This is a genomic window from Sphingobacterium sp. UBA7253 (assembly GCF_002472745.1).
GTDB classification, from domain to species: Bacteria; Bacteroidota; Bacteroidia; order Sphingobacteriales; family Sphingobacteriaceae; genus Sphingobacterium; species Sphingobacterium siyangense.
The window spans coordinates 1-17400 of sequence record NZ_DKSP01000154.1 but is presented as its reverse complement, the minus strand read 5'-3'; the positions used below and the strand labels follow the sequence as shown (position 1 = coordinate 17400).

16 protein-coding genes, 2 tRNA genes and 1 pseudogene are annotated in these 17400 nt (G+C 35.1%); 15 read left to right on the top strand and 4 right to left on the bottom strand.

Annotated elements, in window-relative coordinates:
- Positions 1 to 109 precede the first annotated feature (109 nt).
- Positions 110 to 183: transfer RNA gene (locus B2X72_RS16240), tRNA-Asn, on the bottom strand.
- Between the two features lie 51 nt (positions 184 to 234).
- Positions 235 to 299 (bottom strand) — tRNA-OTHER (locus tag B2X72_RS16235).
- A gap of 609 nt (positions 300 to 908) precedes the next feature.
- Between B2X72_RS16235 and B2X72_RS16230 the strand changes: the two genes are divergently transcribed.
- Positions 909 to 4595 (top strand): PIN domain-containing protein, encoded by a 3687-nt coding sequence (locus B2X72_RS16230; protein ID WP_286850697.1) that lies wholly within the window; start codon positions 909 to 911, stop codon positions 4593 to 4595.
- Positions 4596 to 5021: 426 nt separating this feature from the next.
- Here B2X72_RS16230 and B2X72_RS16225 read toward each other — a convergent pair whose 3' ends face one another.
- Together B2X72_RS16225 and B2X72_RS16220 are read right to left on the bottom strand one after the other, a co-directional pair.
- Positions 5022 to 5588: a hypothetical protein gene (locus B2X72_RS16225; RefSeq protein ID WP_286850695.1), complete on the bottom strand. Its 567-nt coding sequence runs from the start codon at positions 5586 to 5588 to the stop codon at positions 5022 to 5024.
- Positions 5589 to 5814: 226 nt separating this feature from the next.
- The gene (locus B2X72_RS16220) at positions 5815 to 6429 is read right to left on the bottom strand and encodes a helix-turn-helix domain-containing protein (protein WP_286850693.1); all 615 of its coding nucleotides are present in this window, start codon (positions 6427 to 6429) and stop codon (positions 5815 to 5817) included.
- 196 nt (positions 6430 to 6625) lie between these two features.
- On the opposite strand from B2X72_RS16220, the gene B2X72_RS16215 reads away from it, so the two are divergent.
- The 14 genes and pseudogenes from B2X72_RS16215 to B2X72_RS16150 all read left to right on the top strand — a co-directional run.
- A complete protein-coding gene (locus B2X72_RS16215) occupies positions 6626 to 6859 on the top strand; it encodes a hypothetical protein (protein WP_286850692.1) in 234 nt (77 codons plus the stop codon).
- Complete coding sequence (locus tag B2X72_RS16210; RefSeq protein WP_286850689.1) at positions 6856 to 7131, top strand: hypothetical protein; 276 nt, start codon at positions 6856 to 6858, stop codon at positions 7129 to 7131. The genes B2X72_RS16215 and B2X72_RS16210 overlap by 4 nt, the downstream gene beginning before the upstream one ends.
- Before the next feature lie 267 nt (positions 7132 to 7398).
- On the top strand, positions 7399 to 7719 hold the full coding sequence (locus tag B2X72_RS16205; RefSeq protein ID WP_286850688.1) for a hypothetical protein: 321 nt from the start codon (positions 7399 to 7401) through the stop codon (positions 7717 to 7719).
- Positions 7701 to 8777 carry a hypothetical protein gene (locus B2X72_RS16200; protein ID WP_286850685.1) on the top strand — a complete coding sequence of 359 codons (1077 nt, stop codon included), beginning with the start codon at positions 7701 to 7703 and terminating at the stop codon, positions 8775 to 8777. Before B2X72_RS16205 ends, B2X72_RS16200 begins: the two co-directional genes overlap by 19 nt.
- Before the next feature lie 539 nt (positions 8778 to 9316).
- Positions 9317 to 10216, top strand: a complete 900-nt coding sequence (locus B2X72_RS16195; RefSeq protein WP_286850683.1) for a toprim domain-containing protein — start codon at positions 9317 to 9319, stop codon at positions 10214 to 10216.
- A 653-nt stretch (positions 10217 to 10869) separates the two neighbouring features.
- Positions 10870 to 11229, top strand: coding sequence for a single-stranded DNA-binding protein (locus B2X72_RS16190; RefSeq protein ID WP_286850681.1), 360 nt, complete (start codon positions 10870 to 10872; stop codon positions 11227 to 11229).
- Positions 11230 to 11841: 612 nt separating this feature from the next.
- Positions 11842 to 12258 carry a plasmid mobilization protein gene (locus tag B2X72_RS16185; RefSeq protein WP_286850679.1) on the top strand — a complete coding sequence of 139 codons (417 nt, stop codon included), beginning with the start codon at positions 11842 to 11844 and terminating at the stop codon, positions 12256 to 12258.
- Complete coding sequence (locus B2X72_RS16180) at positions 12255 to 13694, top strand: relaxase/mobilization nuclease domain-containing protein (protein ID WP_286850677.1); 1440 nt, start codon at positions 12255 to 12257, stop codon at positions 13692 to 13694. The genes B2X72_RS16185 and B2X72_RS16180 overlap by 4 nt, the downstream gene beginning before the upstream one ends.
- A gap of 116 nt (positions 13695 to 13810) precedes the next feature.
- The gene (locus tag B2X72_RS16175; protein ID WP_286850675.1) at positions 13811 to 14419 is read left to right on the top strand and encodes a ParA family protein; all 609 of its coding nucleotides are present in this window, start codon (positions 13811 to 13813) and stop codon (positions 14417 to 14419) included.
- 4 nt (positions 14420 to 14423) lie between these two features.
- Positions 14424 to 14801, top strand: a complete 378-nt coding sequence (locus tag B2X72_RS16170) for a hypothetical protein (RefSeq protein WP_286850673.1) — start codon at positions 14424 to 14426, stop codon at positions 14799 to 14801.
- On the top strand, positions 14798 to 15199 hold the full coding sequence (locus B2X72_RS16165; RefSeq protein ID WP_286850671.1) for a hypothetical protein: 402 nt from the start codon (positions 14798 to 14800) through the stop codon (positions 15197 to 15199). Before B2X72_RS16170 ends, B2X72_RS16165 begins: the two co-directional genes overlap by 4 nt.
- A 68-nt stretch (positions 15200 to 15267) precedes the next feature.
- Entirely contained in the window at positions 15268 to 15594 is a 327-nt protein-coding gene (locus tag B2X72_RS16160) for a DUF4134 family protein (protein WP_286850669.1), read from the top strand.
- A gap of 8 nt (positions 15595 to 15602) precedes the next feature.
- Complete coding sequence (locus tag B2X72_RS16155; RefSeq protein WP_286850667.1) at positions 15603 to 15914, top strand: plasmid transfer protein; 312 nt, start codon at positions 15603 to 15605, stop codon at positions 15912 to 15914.
- Positions 15892 to 17400 (top strand): annotated as a pseudogene (locus tag B2X72_RS16150) (conjugal transfer protein TraG); the annotation flags it as partial. The gene B2X72_RS16155 and the pseudogene B2X72_RS16150, both read left to right, overlap by 23 nt.

The window sequence follows — 17400 nt, the reverse complement described above, 5'->3', positions numbered from 1 at the left end:
AACCTGCTGAGCTATTCAGGAATTTATTTTTCGAGAAATTCCTTTCTCATAGAGTGTACAAAAATAGTACATTTTAATTTTATTTGCAAATAAAATATTTGCGTTGTTGCTCCTGAAGCTGGGCTCGAACCAGCGACCCTCTGATTAACAGTCAGATGCTCTAACCGGCTGAGCTATTCAGGAATGAAAAATTGAATATTTTAAAAACCCCGGTTATGTAAGTTATTAAATTGCTCCTGAAGCTGGGCTCGAACCAGCGACCCTCTGATTAACAGTCAGATGATCTAATCCATTTTATTATAAAGGACGTATTCATTGTCAATAACTTATGATTTTTGTCTTTTTCATTTGTGAAGTATTTGTGAACTATACACTAAACTTACACAGTCGAAATTTCAAAAAACTTCATTGTGATCTTTTTCACCTACCGCTCTTCTGCAATGATGCACAAAATTAGCATTTCTTACCATTCAAACCAAGTATTTATTGAGAATTATATCTAAACAATTCATTACCAAAACAAAAAGTTTTAACACCCAGAAAAACTCATATCTTCCCGCCTTTCTTTGAAGTGCCCATAACCTAAAAAACCAATCTAGCATCATAGTTAAATGAACGAAAAACAAATTGACTACCTTGAAAAGATTAGGATCAATTTGCGAGGACACAAATTCGAAATATGGAACTTGAAAATGCAAAGGACATTTTATTTATAGCTGAGATCTTAGGGGATTGTATCTAAGGTTTTCTTAGTTTAATTTCGTATTTTTACGATGAGATAAGCAGATAATAGCTACTACAATATGATGTGTTTTTTTAGGTCAAACTTTATTAATTACTAACAAAATCCAAAAACCCCAAACTGAAATAATCCAGAACTTCCTATTTGAAAACTTTTAATAATTTAAATGATTGAGTCTGTTTTTTTAACAATACTAGGAGTACCATTTGTCACTGATTTAATAAAGGGCATCGCTAAACAGGGCTATAAAAAACTTAAAGATAGCAATGAGGTACTTAAGTTTTTAGCTGAGTACGACATCGAAGAGCCAAAGGATGAAAATAGATCTCTTTACATCCACACATTAATAAGATTTCAAGCACTCGTTGGGAATTCAAGTTACTTTAACATATTGATCACAGAAGATGCTTTTAAAATTTTTGAGAATAGCTATATCATTTCGAAAGACAAGGAACCTTTTATTAACCACGTTGATAGCGAAATTACAGCCCAGATAACCGATTATGAGCATGGAATACAACAGAATCTTCACAGAAAAGTTTTAGAACAGTTTTTTTTAACTTATGATGCTTTACTTCGAAGTGTTGCCACTCCTTTTGAAAATTCAATAATAACTTCTATAGAAGAATTAAGTAAAACCCAACAAAGTGCAAATAAAGCTATTATCGAAAAATTAGATTCCATAAATGATGATAGCCCCTTAATAAAGTCACAAATAGATTTCTTTAATGAGTATTTAAATGACAGAAAATTTAAGGAAGGACTTAAAGCGCTTGAAAATTTAGAATCCCATGTACAAACAATAAAAAAACCGGAATTCAGGTCGACATTATTCATAAACATAGGCTATTGCCATTTTGAATTAGGGAATAAGGAAGTAGCAAGTAAATATTTCAAAAAAGCTTATGAAGAAAATAATGAGAACTTCGCTGCGCTATGCAATTATTCTCAAACACTAGTTCATACAAATGAAATTGAGATGGCTGAAAGTCTTATAAAACAAGCTGTCAAATTATATGGGGATAATAATTCCGAAGTATGGGAAGGATATATACTCGTAATGCGGAAAAAATATAAAGTTGCTTCTTTTATTAAAGATATTCCTGAAAAGTTTATAAATAAAGCAAGTATACAGAGGGTTCTAGGAATAGCTTATAGAACAGAAGGTGATTTCGAAAATTATTTTAATAGTATCCATTCTGCTTATGCCTTAAATTCTGAACTGGGAGACGTTAAAATTGCATTTATTGAAAGTGAAATTTTACGCTATCAAACGGATTATCGAATATTTAACCTAAGAAGTATCAGCAGCACTCTAAAGGTTCAAATAGAGGACTATATTAAAATGGTAGATTCAATGATAGATGCCGAAAGCGATGCGACAGATGCTAAACTATTCTTAATTCAGGCAAAATCCATATTTCTATATATTTTACGCAAAGAAACGGAAGCCCTAAATTTTCTTACAGGCATTGAAAGTGAATTTGACTTGGGTCGACAAAAGATTTACCGACTTAAGTCTATGCTTTTATTAATGAATCACAAATTCGAAGATGCATTTATTCTGATCGAAAAGTATGTAGGATTATTTAATGATGGAGATGACATAATGATGCAGTTTGAAATTGCTAACCATCTTAATCTCAATGAATCAATGGAGAGGAGTTTTGCTAAAATAAAAAACCTTCAAGACCAGATTCATTTATATCAGGCCATGTATATATATACAATTCGGTATACAAAACATAATGATAGAGAAAATCTCAAAAACTTGCTTTTGGAGATCAAATCAATCCATGGAATAGAATTTCGATTTCTAGAGGCAAGAGTGCTGTTTTATCTCAATGATCCGGAGTTTGAAAATGTACTAAATTCTTATGGGAATCAATTGGGTAGCCAAATTAGACTAAGTGTAGTTCATGATTTAATTGATCTTTATGAAAAGGCGGAGAAATGGGAAAATGCGATACAAGTTATGGAAAAGCGCTTCGAGTTAGATGATTACGAACCTTTGACAGATAGATATATAACTAACTTATATCAATCAGGTAACCATGCCAAATTGCAAGAAAAATTCGAAAAACTAAGGACGTCCAAAGGTGTACATGAAAACTATACACTGAAAGAATGCAATATCTATGTCGATAATTATCAACACCTAAAGGCTATCTCCATCGCGAAAGATTATATCAAGGAATTCAGTGAAAGGTTAGATGTAGAACTATTTATCGTAACAACTCAATTTAGAATTGGGGACCTGGAATCAGTCGATACGTTTTTAAGTAGAGAAATCAATACGGAAAAGTTAGGTGAAACTGATTTTAACAATTACTTGGTGTTATTGGCATTAAGAGGCAAGTCTACAAAATGTTTAAATATCCTCTATGATTATCATCGAAAACATAATTCTGCCCATTCAAATGACCTTTATCTCTCCTTTTGGTTAAAATATGGTTTCTCAGAACAGATCGATATCCCTCAAAAAGTTCAGGCAAACACTGTAGTGGTAATTTCTGACGGGGAACACGAAAATAGAATTCTAGTAATAACAGATCCAGAACTATATGAACCAATAAGCAGCAAGCATGAAATCTCATTAAAAGATGACCTGGTCATTAAAATGTTGAACAAAGAGGTTGGTTATCACTTTGAAATGGATGATATATTCGTTCAAAAAGATTGGATTGTTAAATCAATTGAGAACAAATTTGTTTATCAGTTCAATAAATGTAGAGAAGATGCCGCGGGTGTGTTTAAAAGAGAAGCAGCAGTTAAAAGCTTTCATATTGATGATCTACTCAAAATGATGGCAACAGGTTCTACGAAAACTAAAGAAGATCCTTTTAAAGATGCTTTCGCAGTTTACGAGAATGGACAATGTGGTCTAGGGATGTTATCTGAGGCTTGGCAAGAAGACCCCTTAAACATTCGAGATCAAATTATTGCAAGAAAGCTCCATATTATGACATCTTTCGGTACCATAGAAGAACAAACAATAAAATTTGATCTCAATGAAAATAAAATTCTAGTCTTGGATGTAACGGCAATCATAACCTTATCTAACTTGGAATTATTAGAGTTAGTATGCCAACATTACAATCATTTACTAATTTCGCAATCTTCCTACGAAATAATCTATGAGAGATTTATGCAAAAAAGTTTCGGAACAGAACGATTAAAGACAGAACAAGATCCGTTATTAAAACTATTGAAAGATCACTTTGAGATAAAAAATCCCAATACTTTATCAATTAACCAAGGAGATAAAGATAAGTTATATAGAACTTTTGGACGTTCCATTTATGATAGTGCTCTCCTTGCTCAGGAAAATAATGCAACACTATATTCAGACGATTTGTTTGCTAGAGTGGGTTGCTCTAAAAACTTATCATTAGAGTCATGCTGGACCATACCCATTCTTAAATATTTAAAAGACAAGCAATTTCTAGAAGAAGGAGTATATCAAGCTAAAAGTCTAAAATTACTGGATTTGAACTACAAATTTGTTGATATTAATTACCAAACTATGTTCTATTGGTTTGAGAAAAATAACTATAAAATTTCCGAAAATTTTATAAAAGTTATTGGTCAATTAAGTGGAAATATATCAAGCTATTCAAGCGCAATTTCAACCTTTATCAATTTTATTGACCAATTATTAAATGTCAAACAATTAAAAAACCAGGATATTCTCGACATATCAAGTTTTATATTATCCTATCTGTCCATTGGCAGAGATTTGAATCTAATAAAATATGAATATGAGGAAATTGTATTTAATAAACAACGATCATTACAATATACTCATTTTATGAAAATATTATTTGGTAATTTCCGAGCGCAATATTATTAATTGTACACCTGTTGTCTATAACGGAGGTCTTATTCATTACCGTTTTACAGCAGCTCGTTTTCAATAGATTAATTGAATATCCTCTTTAAAATGTATATCGCATTTCCAAGTTAGGTAGTAAGATTAGCGATCCTGGCAAGTATCCATTATTGCTTTCCTAAAGATGGACTAACTGGACCAAGAGATTATGGGCCTGTAGGACTATCCACCTCACAAGAACAAAATCTTTGTTTCGTGCTTGCTAGAGTAATTTAATAACAATTTTTCACTATTCAAAATTCAGGGTTGTGACGTATTTGTGACGGTCTCACCGGTGGATATTCTGAAACAACAATAGTTATGATTTAATTTATACGTATATTTAGTCTCGAGAATCTAAGATCTCTGTCTTCGGACAGGGGCTTTTTTATTTTTCAGCATGCCTAATTAATCTATCCAAGGCGGCGGCGGACCACAAGGAGTTTCCCATTTGAAACCTGTTTCTTTAGACAAAAAATCCAGACGCTCATGTAAAACTTTATACATATGATCATCCCACCATTGGAATAACGCATTCCAATGTTTGGGTGCTCCAAAACAAAACGTGAATTCAATCTTAGGGGTGACAATAAACAAAGAATCTATAAATTCTGTATTTACAACCTTATCTATTGTAGAATGTTCGCCATGATGGGCATATCTTGCATTACGGAGTTCGATAATTTCATCATGAATTGGCAACAGATTAGCAGGCAACAAATTCGTCTTCATAACTGTCGTTCCGGTTCCCTGTCCGAATAATCTATTATAGGACACGATAATGCTCGTTGTAAACGCCTCCATTTCCATAATATCTTGATGTTGGATATCTGACAACGGAAATTTTGAAAGATAGGCATACCAATATCTAATATTAGCGATAGTATGCATATTGAGGATCATTTTCTCAATCAATCCTATATGCTTTTTATATTTCTGTAAGATATCGTCTATCTCAGCGCCTGGCTTTTTCATGTTATTATTTAGCTATTAATTGGAAAATTGCTCAAAATTCATGTACTTTTTTAATTTACAATAGACATAAAGTTCAATAGGTGGCTTTCTAAAAAGATTTATGAGGATCAGCATCTACCCTCTTTCCAATTTAACTGATGCGCATTCATAATACAAACCGCTAAGCATCATACATAATACACTAAAAACAAAACCACCCCTTTAAATAGATCTGGATTGACATACACTACCCTGAGCGTTTCACGGGGTTTGCTCCGTTTGGGTTATCCCTTTCTCCGGATATATTTTCAGTGATCTCATTAAGTTTACCAACCACATCTTGGCTTACCATTTTTTTCAACTCAGCTAGTTCCTGCGAGAGATTAGCATAATTAGAATTCATAGCATTCAATTGCTCCTTTAGTACTAGCACTAGATCTTCCTTTGAATTCAACAGCTGCTTCGTCAGTTCAAGTTCAGCCGTTAACTTCTCAATAACTACAGCCTGAAGATCAGCCCCTCCCCCAGCTGTAACACCAAAAGCTTTTTTTGACGGAACATTAGACTTATGACTTCTGAAATCCTCGGCAATTTGCAATGCATCTTTTTCCCTGCCCTCCAGAAACATCCCTACATCTTCCCTATCATCGAAAAACAAAGGATCAACAAAAAAAACCTTACAGATCAAGCTTTTGGTTTTATTGGACACCTTTTTTTTATTCTTCTCAATATAAGAAATCATCGATTGATGCACACCCAAAGCCTCAGCGAACCCCTGCTGTTCAAGCTTTAAATAATCCCGTATTTGAAAAACTCTGGAATTTTTAAAAAAAATATCTTCCTGACTATCAATATTTTGCATAAAAACATACAATAAAAATCATGTTTTTCATAAAAGTCATATATGACTTTTATGAAAAACACATAACTTTGTGATATCAAATATACTGATAATTATGCAATTATGCATAATTATCACATAAAATTTTTCAACATCGCGTAAAAAATCATATACAAAAATCATAAGACTATATGAAAGCGATATAAACTTTATGACTATGGCAGATTCAAACAAATTCGTCAAGGCGTCTCGGCAAGAGCTCGATTTTATCCGCAAACATGCACCAAGAGGACTTTGGAAGATGATCCAATTAAAAACGAATAAAAGTAGGTCCCAAGTCGACTATCAGTTACGACTTTCTCCTGAACACCAAGACCGAACTATAATAGAAACTACGAGGGAGCTTTTTCAAGCAGTAACTGGACTAACCTTTAAAGATAGTGATAAATGAAGGTTACTATTCTTAGTGCGATTCTGGAAAACGCTGCGAATAATGGAAGTGAGCGAATAATTAATGAATTATCGTTAACACCTCCATTTTTGAGCCTTACCGCAGCTTATAAAATGTATGGTAGAGAAACTATCAGGCGCTGGATTTCAGAAGGTCTGTTAACGACACTTCCATTCCAAGGCAAAGGCTCAAAAATGCTTGACAGAAAGCAATTGGAGGTTATCTCAAATAAAAATAACAGAACAACATACTTACCCGTAAGGGAAAGATAATAGTCAGCAGCGAGATGCCGACACAACAAGTTCTTTGACATTAGGGGACAAAGCATTATCCCATTCAAAAAGGGAAATTCCGCGAAAGTGAGATAATCTCAATATACTGAAAGCGTGGAGGCAGGCGAATGCCCGGTATGTATATACTGACGTGAGTAGTCCCGAAGACATCTAGATTAATTAAACCCTAAAAAAGGCTAATCATAACCGGCAGAAGAGGATTCCAGGCGGGCTCGTTACCCCCTGCCGGTACAAAATTTAATCAATATGGAATTTCAGAATTTAAGCGATTTGAATCATTATCAACTTTGCTCACTTCTTGAATATGTCGCCGAAATTACATCTATAAAAGTATTGATCCATGTCGGGAAAATACGTCCTTACCTAAATAAATCGCAGGCTGAAAGAAAATATGGTCGAAAGCTGATAGAGGAATGGATTTCAAGGGGATGGATTACGGTAAGAAAAGACGGGGACCTATCAGCCCCACTAAGAATTAATAGGCTTGAGCTCGAATCAATAGCCAGAGCAAATGATTTTATCCGTCATTATCTTACAAATAACAACCTATGGACAGCAACCTATTAATCAGCAGAATAGACAGGGCAGTCGCAGACAATATAATGGATATTCAGCGTTCTTTCCCCGAAGATGCGGGAATTGTTTTGGATTTTATAATTTTTATCACACGAAAACTGCAAACTGATCTTTTTGGTTTTACTCGTTTCACCTTACAGCAATTCTGTAAAGAGAGCGGAAGAAACAGACAAGATTTAGCAATTACTCATCCATCTTTTGCAGATGGCAAAAAGAAACCTCCCATAATACAAGGTTATCAATTAAAAACTGTTATAGACTATGCCTTATATAGAATGATGGAACGTAATATTATTTTTTCTAATCGTTACGAAATCACATCAAATGGATCAACCATTCACATGCACAGCTTTCCAATTCTAAAAGATTTAAAGCTAAATTTTGATAGAAGAGGAAACGAATTAAAAATTTACGACGTCAGACTTAGTGATGAAATGATGACAGGATTTCTATCTAGGTACTATACCGTGAATACAGAGATTTATAAAAGATCAGGAAAAGGACGGGGCGGTGATAGTCGTAAAAAATTATTAATTTATCTTTCAAAAATCCACCATGTTCTTATCAGTGTTAACTCTCCCAACGAACCATTGGAAACAACTGTACCGCTAGATCGACTTAGCTATTTTGCCGATATTCATGATTCAAAGCCTTCCCACAGAAAGCAAGGACTAATACGTATTATGGAAAATATCCGTGATCAAGCTGGTTTTGTATTTACTTTTGAATTTGTAAGATCTTTCGGAAGTAAACATTACGGTGTTAAGCTTTCTTTTCCTCCACATGATAAACAACGACTATTGCAGGAACATTATTTTTTTCAACATCTAACAGATGGTCTTAAAAGTATATACAATCACAGTAAATCTTCAATTTTGCTAAAAAAAGATAGTGATCCATTCCAATACTGGCTCTCGGATAATGGTTTTGATCTGACACAAAAAGCCGATATGTTATGTAGATCGTATTATAGGATATATAATAAAAAAATCACAGAGGCGCAAGCAACTAATCTGATTTATGCAGGCCAATTTTATAACGTCTTATAATTACAGACGTCAGCTGTCGAGCTTTTCGGAGTTGATGTCGAACATTTAGATATTGCTGTCATCTATTTCGATTTTTTTGTCGACCATTTCGTTTATCATGTCGAGTATTTCGGCTCGCATGTCGGATATTTCGGCTATGTTGTCGAACCTAACGGCCTTTTCTGTTTACTGTCGAGTAATTCGGCTACAACAAATGGAATAGAGCCATCTAAACGAGACTTTGTTGTCGAACATTTCGGTCAATATAATAGCTTTAAAAGAATAATAAGTAAATAATACTTATGAGCTGACAAAAGAAAAAGAAAAAAATCTTATAGATACTTATTGACAAAATGAAGAATACAGAGTATTCCTGCAGAAAAAAAACATATCATAGTAATGAACCTAATATTCTGTATTATTTTCTTGCTCATCTTTTCATCATTCTGTATCCTCCCCAGAATATATTGTCCTGAGAATGCCATGATAAATAAAATAGCTATGATCCAATAGTAGTTCATTTTCTATCTAATTTGTATAATCAAATAAACACAAAAAATATGAACATTGAAACCCTGAAAAACATCTTAATTTCAGACTTTTTAAGCCGTGAGGGATTCTTTCCGGTCCGCGAATCCAACGGACAAAAGGCATTTCGAGCACCATATCGGGTGGACAACGATCCTTCACTAATTATAAATGACAGAAAAGGAGTTTGGTATGACCATGGAGAAGGTCAAGGTGGAAACATTATAGATCTTGCACTCAAACTTTACAATACAACTGATGTTCAGCTAGTTGTTCAGAAAATCAATAAACTATACGGGAACATACCTATTGAAAAAGATCTATCCCCACTCTTAGATCAACAAGAGCCAATCAGTCCTCATCAAATAGTTCAAATAAAACCACTTGGCAATAATTTAGCTATCACTTCATACCTAAACTCTAGAGGAGTGCTTAAACCGGCTATTGAGTCAAAAGTTATCATTGAAATTTACTATGATTACATTAACCCGAATATTGGACGGAAAAGATATTTTGGGGCAGGTTGGAAAAATGATTCTAGTGGTTACGATGTTCGTTCAAAATATGGAAAAATATGTATCGGCAGTAAGGATATGCTCTCGATGCCAGGAACAAATGATTGCATCAATATTTTTGAGGGAATGATAAATTTCCTGTCAGCCCTTAAGGAAAAGACAGTATCAATACATGATAACAATATTGTTTTAAATTCACTGTCCCTATCAGAAAAGGCCATGGTAAAAATTGAAGCGGAAAGACCTCATGAAATCAACATGTTTCTAGATAATGGAAAAGGTGGAGATAAGTTTATGAAACTCTTCACCAAGCAATTTCCCTTGCTAAATGACAAACGATTTTTATACGAGAGTTTCAATGACTATAATGACAAGCTTATGAAAGATATCAAGGGAGATCTTAGATTTCGTCGATAGAGACAGAAGATGAACAAATAAAAATGGTGCCTTTATATCATAATACTATAATTTCAGCGTATCAACATATCATAATATATTGATATCATGATACCAACATATTTTTCTATCGTCATACAATCATTTCAACTAGTATGGTAGAACGATATTGTGATATCATAATTTCTTGATACCATAGAATACTAGATCAAGACAAGATCACTTGATGCCCAATAAGTTTCAAGATTGGATTTTCTACTTTTTCTTTTCGCTCGCAAAAAGCAAAAGCACACATTAGATTTCCTTTAGATTTTACAACCTCTATTTATAAAAAATTTTCATTGGACCAAAATGTAAAGATTCCAACGATAAACAACACAGTAATTACAAAGAACCTCCCTCAATCGATCAACCGAACAGGTAATAAGCGAATGCCATCTATAAAAGTGTATTGTTAGCCTGTATTCCAAAGCCTCTACTGTCTTTGATTCCGTTTACAAGACAATTTTGTCTTTTTATGTAGCAAAGGTATATTGATTATATCCTTTGCGAGTAAACAGGCTTTCGCGGCATATCCTCGCGATGTTATTCATCACTCCGGTATTCCACGTCCAGTTGACACGCGGGCTAATCAATTAAAAAATACCTGCATATAAAAATTAAAATTTATCATCATGAAAACTTCAGTAAACAAAGTAACATTAAGAGGCCATCTAGGAAAAGATCCAGAGGTAAAACAATTAGCAACTGACAGATCAGTAGCACGAGTATCATTAGCAACAACCGAAGGGTATAAAAAATCAGACGGAGAGTGGGTCAATGAAACCCAGTGGCACAGTTTAGTGTTCTGGGGAGATCAGGCTTCTTTCGCCGAACTGAATCTTAAGAAAGGTATGTTAGTTGAAATTGAAGGAAAACTAACCTATCGTTCCTTCAAAGAAAACGACAATACTAAATTCATTACCGAAGTCGTTGTTCGAACTGCTAGAGAAATCAAAGAAGCAGAACCCGAACAGCCTATAATCGAAGAATAAGAATAAGCCCTACGGGGCTTTTCTTTTTGAAAAACAGTTATTCTGAACAATGCTTTGCTCTTTCTTTGTATTATTTTATTCACACACATATATCAGGAATAAAATGGCTGAATTACTAAATTTTGAGATAACCATTACTGTTAAGTCAATCATATTGACCTGTTTACTAGCATTTATAATTTACTGGATAATCACCTCATATTATAAGCTACTTGTAGGCATGCAAACATCTGAAGCCTTTAATCCATTTTGCAGAACCCATGGCTTTTTCAATGACAATTTTCGGAAAGGGTTCTATCAGGCAATAGGAAGGATCAAATACTGGAAAGACGAAACATCAATGGAACGCTCCTTTCAGTCAAAGGAGGACAAGACACACTAAGGTAAAAGAAACATCTTTGATGCTAATTCGAAGGTTCCCTCTTAATAGATGGAATGTTAACCACGAACATTACCTCAATTTTCTATTATCTGATCCTTCAATCAGATAAAGACCAGAATTATTCTTCCTTTTTGTATGTGCAGGATGTGTTTTTGTTACCACAAAAACTCCTGCCCAGCTTATGGCTGGTAATCGGAAATTACCTCGCAACTCGATAATTTGAATGATTTATGAAAAAAGACAGATACATTGTCCGAACTGGTGGAAGACCTTTAAAAGATTCTATTTGCAAACGAACAGCAGAAATTAAGATTCGATGTCTCGATCAAGAAAAAGAGAAGATAAGGTCGCTCTCAAAAATGCACGGCTTAAATATGTCTGATTACATTTTAAAAGCGGCCCTAGATCAAAAAACATGGGGCAATTATAAAGAGCTTCATGCAGAGCTTCACAGAATTGGCACTGAATTTTCGCGCGCTGGCAACAATATAAATCAACTGGCTAAGCATGCCAACGCACTCAACAAGATCGGACGGCTTGATAAAACTATTATAGAACAACTCAATCTAATCCTCACAGACTACGTAAAAGAAAATGAAGCAGTAAGAATTATTTTGAGAAAAATTGTGAGAGAGCTAACAAAATGAATGCAGTTATTCTCGATAATAAAAAAGGAAGAACAACAAAATCTGCCAAGAACTTCGGAGGAGTCCGTTATAACACCAAAAAGATGGATATTGGAAAAGGAGAACTTATGGCACTTCGGAATTTTGGTCCCATTGCTGACGACAGTATAATCAAACCTGAAGAAGTCAAACAATACTTGTTGAGCGTAGCACAGTTAAATCCAAGAAAGGAAAAGAAACAATTCCATGCAGTCATCTCCTGTCGGGGGAATGAATATGACAAGTATCAACTGACAGCGGCTGCCCATGACTGGGTAAAAAGAATGGGCTATGGTGACAATCCCTATCTAATCGTCTTTCACAATGATACGGCCCACAATCACGTCCACATTGTGTCCACACGGATTGATATCAATACAGGCAAAACAATTCCTGATTCATATGAAAATGTCAGGGCGGTTAGGTTCATAAACCAAGTCGTGAAGGAAAAATTCGATATAGACCAGAAGGTACAAAGGGTTGATCCGACCCAATATACAGTGACCACGTTCGCACAGTTCAAGCTGCTATTCGAAATAACAGGCCGTACAATTGATGAACGGAAAAACAAATTAAACATCTATGAGAGGAACGCCCTTCTCACGACTTTTGACATCAGCCATTTAACAGGTCAAATAAAAAACAACCAAGAGGACAAAGAGAGAATAAATCAACTTAAGGCTATTTTCAATAAATATCTTGTGGATTTCGAAGGCCGTCTTCAGTCAGTCAGCAAAAATCTTTCAGGCAACAGATCCGGAAAAACAATCGGATTCCAGTCTGACTTTACCGAGTTTATGCGGCAAAAATTCGGTCTTCAATTCATTTTTCATTTCAGCGAAGACAAAGATCCTTATGGATATACGATAATTGACCACAATAGCAAAGCCGTATTTAAAGGAAGTTCCATCATGAAATTATCAGAATTGACAAAATCACCAAATCATAAAGTCAATTTAAATCATCTTCAAAAGCAAGTATTAAACTTAAAGGGATATAATACAGAATCCTTACATCACATAAAAATATTAGCAAAACTGTTCAAGGTACCGATTTACAATATCCCTGTTTCAGAAAGGAAAATTTCTGACCATGAAAAAGCCTATTATAGGGATTTGCTGGGTTTATATTTAAAAAATAACGATGTATCCACTATTGGAAACTTGAATCTAAAAATGATTAAAGAAGACGGCATATGGTACTTATTGGATTCAGGGGCGAAAACAATAATCAAAGCAGTTGAAGTTCTTTCTTCTGATGAATTCCAGTCTCTCGATCATAATTATCAATATAACATGGAGGAATCCGACCTCATAGATAATGTCCTGAATTCCTTGTCTGCATTCACCGGCATGGCCGCCTCAATAGCTCCTGATACGGGAGAGGACACAAAGAAAAATAGAAAGAAAAAAAGATGACAATCATTTCTTGTTAGGCATACCGAGATTCTATATGTACAAAATACTAATATCACTCCTATTATCCTCCTACATTTTGTACAATCGGTCTTTTATTTAATCAAAAGTAAAACATTATGGTCCTAGTTTTCGCAAATCAAAAAGGTGGCGCTGGCAAAAGTACGCTCGCCATGCTTTATGCTAACTATCTTTCACTTGTAAAACAGGAAATGGTTACTGTTTTAGACATGGATTATCAAAAGTCCTTATTGTCTCATTTTGAAGATTCAAAATCATTGGATAACCCGGAACCGTATCAGGTTATTGATGTGGAACTCGAAAAATTCCCTGTAGTCTATGAGGTTTTATTCTCAGAACCCGCCCATCATATTATTATCGATCTTCCGGGGAAAATTGATGATGATAATCTCATTCCAGTCATAGAAGCTGCAGATATTATTGTAATTCCATTCCACTACGACAGGCTAACTTTCCAGTCTACTAATCTTTTTGCTATGATCGTAAATGACCTTAATCCTGTTGCAAAAAAGGTGTTTGTCCCAAACCTCATTAAAACAACAGTCAAGTATGATCTAAAATCAAAAGTAGATGAGCATTTTTCCCAATTTGGAACTATTTCTCCCCTCATACCCCATAAGGTTGCTTTACAGCGTTTGACTACCCGAGAACTCTCTTCGGAACTCCTGCCTATCGCGGAATCATTATTTATCGCAATAACTTCCTGACATTATGGAAAAGATGAAATCTTTGGCGGATAAACTAAGAGAAGCTGTAAAACAACCTGAACCGGCTCAATTAAATAAAACAGACCTATCAAAAACAAGAAAGGAGGTAAAACACAACAATCAATCCACTAAATCTCAGAAGAGAAGTTGTTGCACTGATAGCGATATATCTCAGCGAATTAATGAATTGTCTTTTAATCGAGAAACGAAAGAGCCCAAACAAGTTCCCATTCGATTTCCGGCAACGCTTTATTCGAAACTTCGACTTCTCGGCGAGGAGTCAAGTATACAGAAGATCACAGTCTATGCAGTCCACCAACTGATTGAATCTGATGAAATCAAAACTAAGTTAAAAAACATCTTAAAAAATTTAAATGAATGACATGGATAACCTTTTCAATATACCTCATAGTAGGCTATGTTGTTTATTACACACTGAACATTCTTTTTGATCTATTGAAAAAAAACAAAGCAACACATGATGAATTCGAGACGCTTAATGTCTTCACGGAAATTGAATCTATTGAAACTGAGGAAACATTTCATGAAAATATCGTCGTAACAATCAATAACTCTGAAGTTAGCAATAATACATCAGGTACAAATAATAGAGCAAAAGAAGACAGCAAAATAACAATAGAGCATGCCGATGAACAAATTATCCCTTTCTCGATCCAAGCGGAATTATCTGGTAAAGGCGGCATTTCTTTAAGAGGCTTAAAAGAGATGTACAGACTCCGAGCCATTCAAGAATCCAATCAAATGCCTTTCGCTTATTGATAGTCATTTCCCTCCTTTAGCCAATTCGACGGTTAACAGTAATTATTAGATCATTAATCTTTTCACCCATGCGTAACAAAATGTTAAAAAAAATCAATAAACCTACTTTCGCATCCATTGTCGCCTTCATACTCTCCATCACTTTAGCTTCTGCCCAAGGAGATTTTGGGGATGGGATAGCTCAAGGGACAGCTCAAATCACAGGCAATCTAGATATCATAACAGACCTGGTTATGGCCATCGGGGGTGTCGTTGGAATCATAGGAGGTGTACGTATCTACCAAAAATGGAACAATGGGGATCAGGATATCAACAAAGAATTGATGAGTTTCGGCGGAAGCGCACTCTTTCTTATCCTTGCTCCTATTGCTATCCGTGCTATGTTCGGCTTATAAAAATTCTTATGGCTGACAAAAAAAGTTTTTCTGTTTACAAGGGGCTTCAAAAGCCCCTTGTTTATAAAGGGTTCCGAGGTCGTTACATGTATTGGGCAATTGGATTCGTTGCACTTGGTCTGTTCTTAGGTGGCGCTATCAGTACAATGGTAAATCTCATCTCGGGACTAACATTAATGGCAACCTGTTTTGGCGGCGGAATTTATTATACCTCACAGCGACAGAAAAATGGACTTTATGATAAGACCCGTAACATCGGAATTTATGTTCACAAAACTAATTTAAGAGGAATGAGAAATGTCAAAAGCAAAAGTAATTAAACAACCCTATCTTGGAATTGAAGTCGAAGACGACGAAATGCACTATCTGGTTGGCCTGTACGGAGAAGCCAGCGTCGTCATGAAAATCACCAACAGCGTTCAACAATATGCAGCCAATGTTGAAGAATACCAGAAGTTTCATACAGCCATGCTCAATATTATTAAAATCTTGGGAGAAGGGCATATCATACAGAAACTTGATATACTTTCAAAAGGCATTTACAATAAAAAAAACGCTACCGAATACTTACAGCAAAAGTATGATGAACATTTCGAGGGTCGTCCATTTAATATACTTAACACATATCTGGTTCTAACGAGGACATCCTCAAGAAAGAAAAATGCCCCCAAGGTTGGAGACGAGGAGCATATCGAGTTCAAGACTGCCATTATGAAAGTTCAGCAGGCATTAGGTTCAGAATTCAAACCGAAGATCTTGAGATCCAAAGAGATTGAAATTCTCTATCTCAGGACTTTGAACATGGACTTCGTAAGCAAAGCAATCACGTTGGACAATTTTGCTCCAAACAACAGAAATATCCAGCTCGGAGAGCGTGTTATAAAATGTATTTCTCTCATAGATATTGATCGAATCGATCTGCCTGAACAGGTAGCCCCTTATGTAGAAAGTTCGGAGAATGAAGCCATGCGTGGGTTTCCCATTGATACAATGGCATTTTTAAACAACGTTCCTTCTTATGAAACCATTCTTTACAATCAAGTTGTTAAGATTCCCGATCAATTCAAAACAATTCAAAAGCTTCAATTGAAGCAAAAACGACATTCCGGTATACCTGACCCCGAAAATGAAATATGTATCGAAGATATCGAAAGGTTACTGGTTGACGTTGCAAGAGAAAACCAAATGCTCGTGAATGTACATTTTAATATAGTAGTATGTGCTAAGGAAGATGCCCTTCAAAAATCTGTGAACTACATTGACAACTCCCTATTCTTACAAGGGGTGATACCTTCAAAAAACTCATATAATCAATACGAACTATTTCGGTCTGCAATGGTAGGTAATGCTGTTGAGCTTAAGGATTACGATCTGTTTCTTACAACTTCAGATGCCGCACTATGTTATTTTTTTAAAGAAGCCCTGCCAGTCTCCGAACCATCACCAAAAGGATTCTCTATCCGGTTTACTGATAGGCAGGGCGTTCCTATTCGTTTAGATCCAGCGGATTATTCATGGGATATAGGACGAATCGGCAATCGGAATAAATTTGTGCTCGGCCCTAGTGGTTCGGGGAAAAGTTTCTTCATGAATTCGCTTGTGGAACAATATCTCCTTTTTAATATGGATTGCGTAATTGTTGACACCGGTGATTCCTACTCAGGTATATGTTCCTATTTGGGAGGAAAATATATCACATACTCGGCGGAAAAGCCTATTACCATGAACCCATTTCTGATAAAAAAAGAAGAGTACAATATTGAAAAAAAGGAATTTCTTCAATCATTGATTGGTCTTTTATGGAAA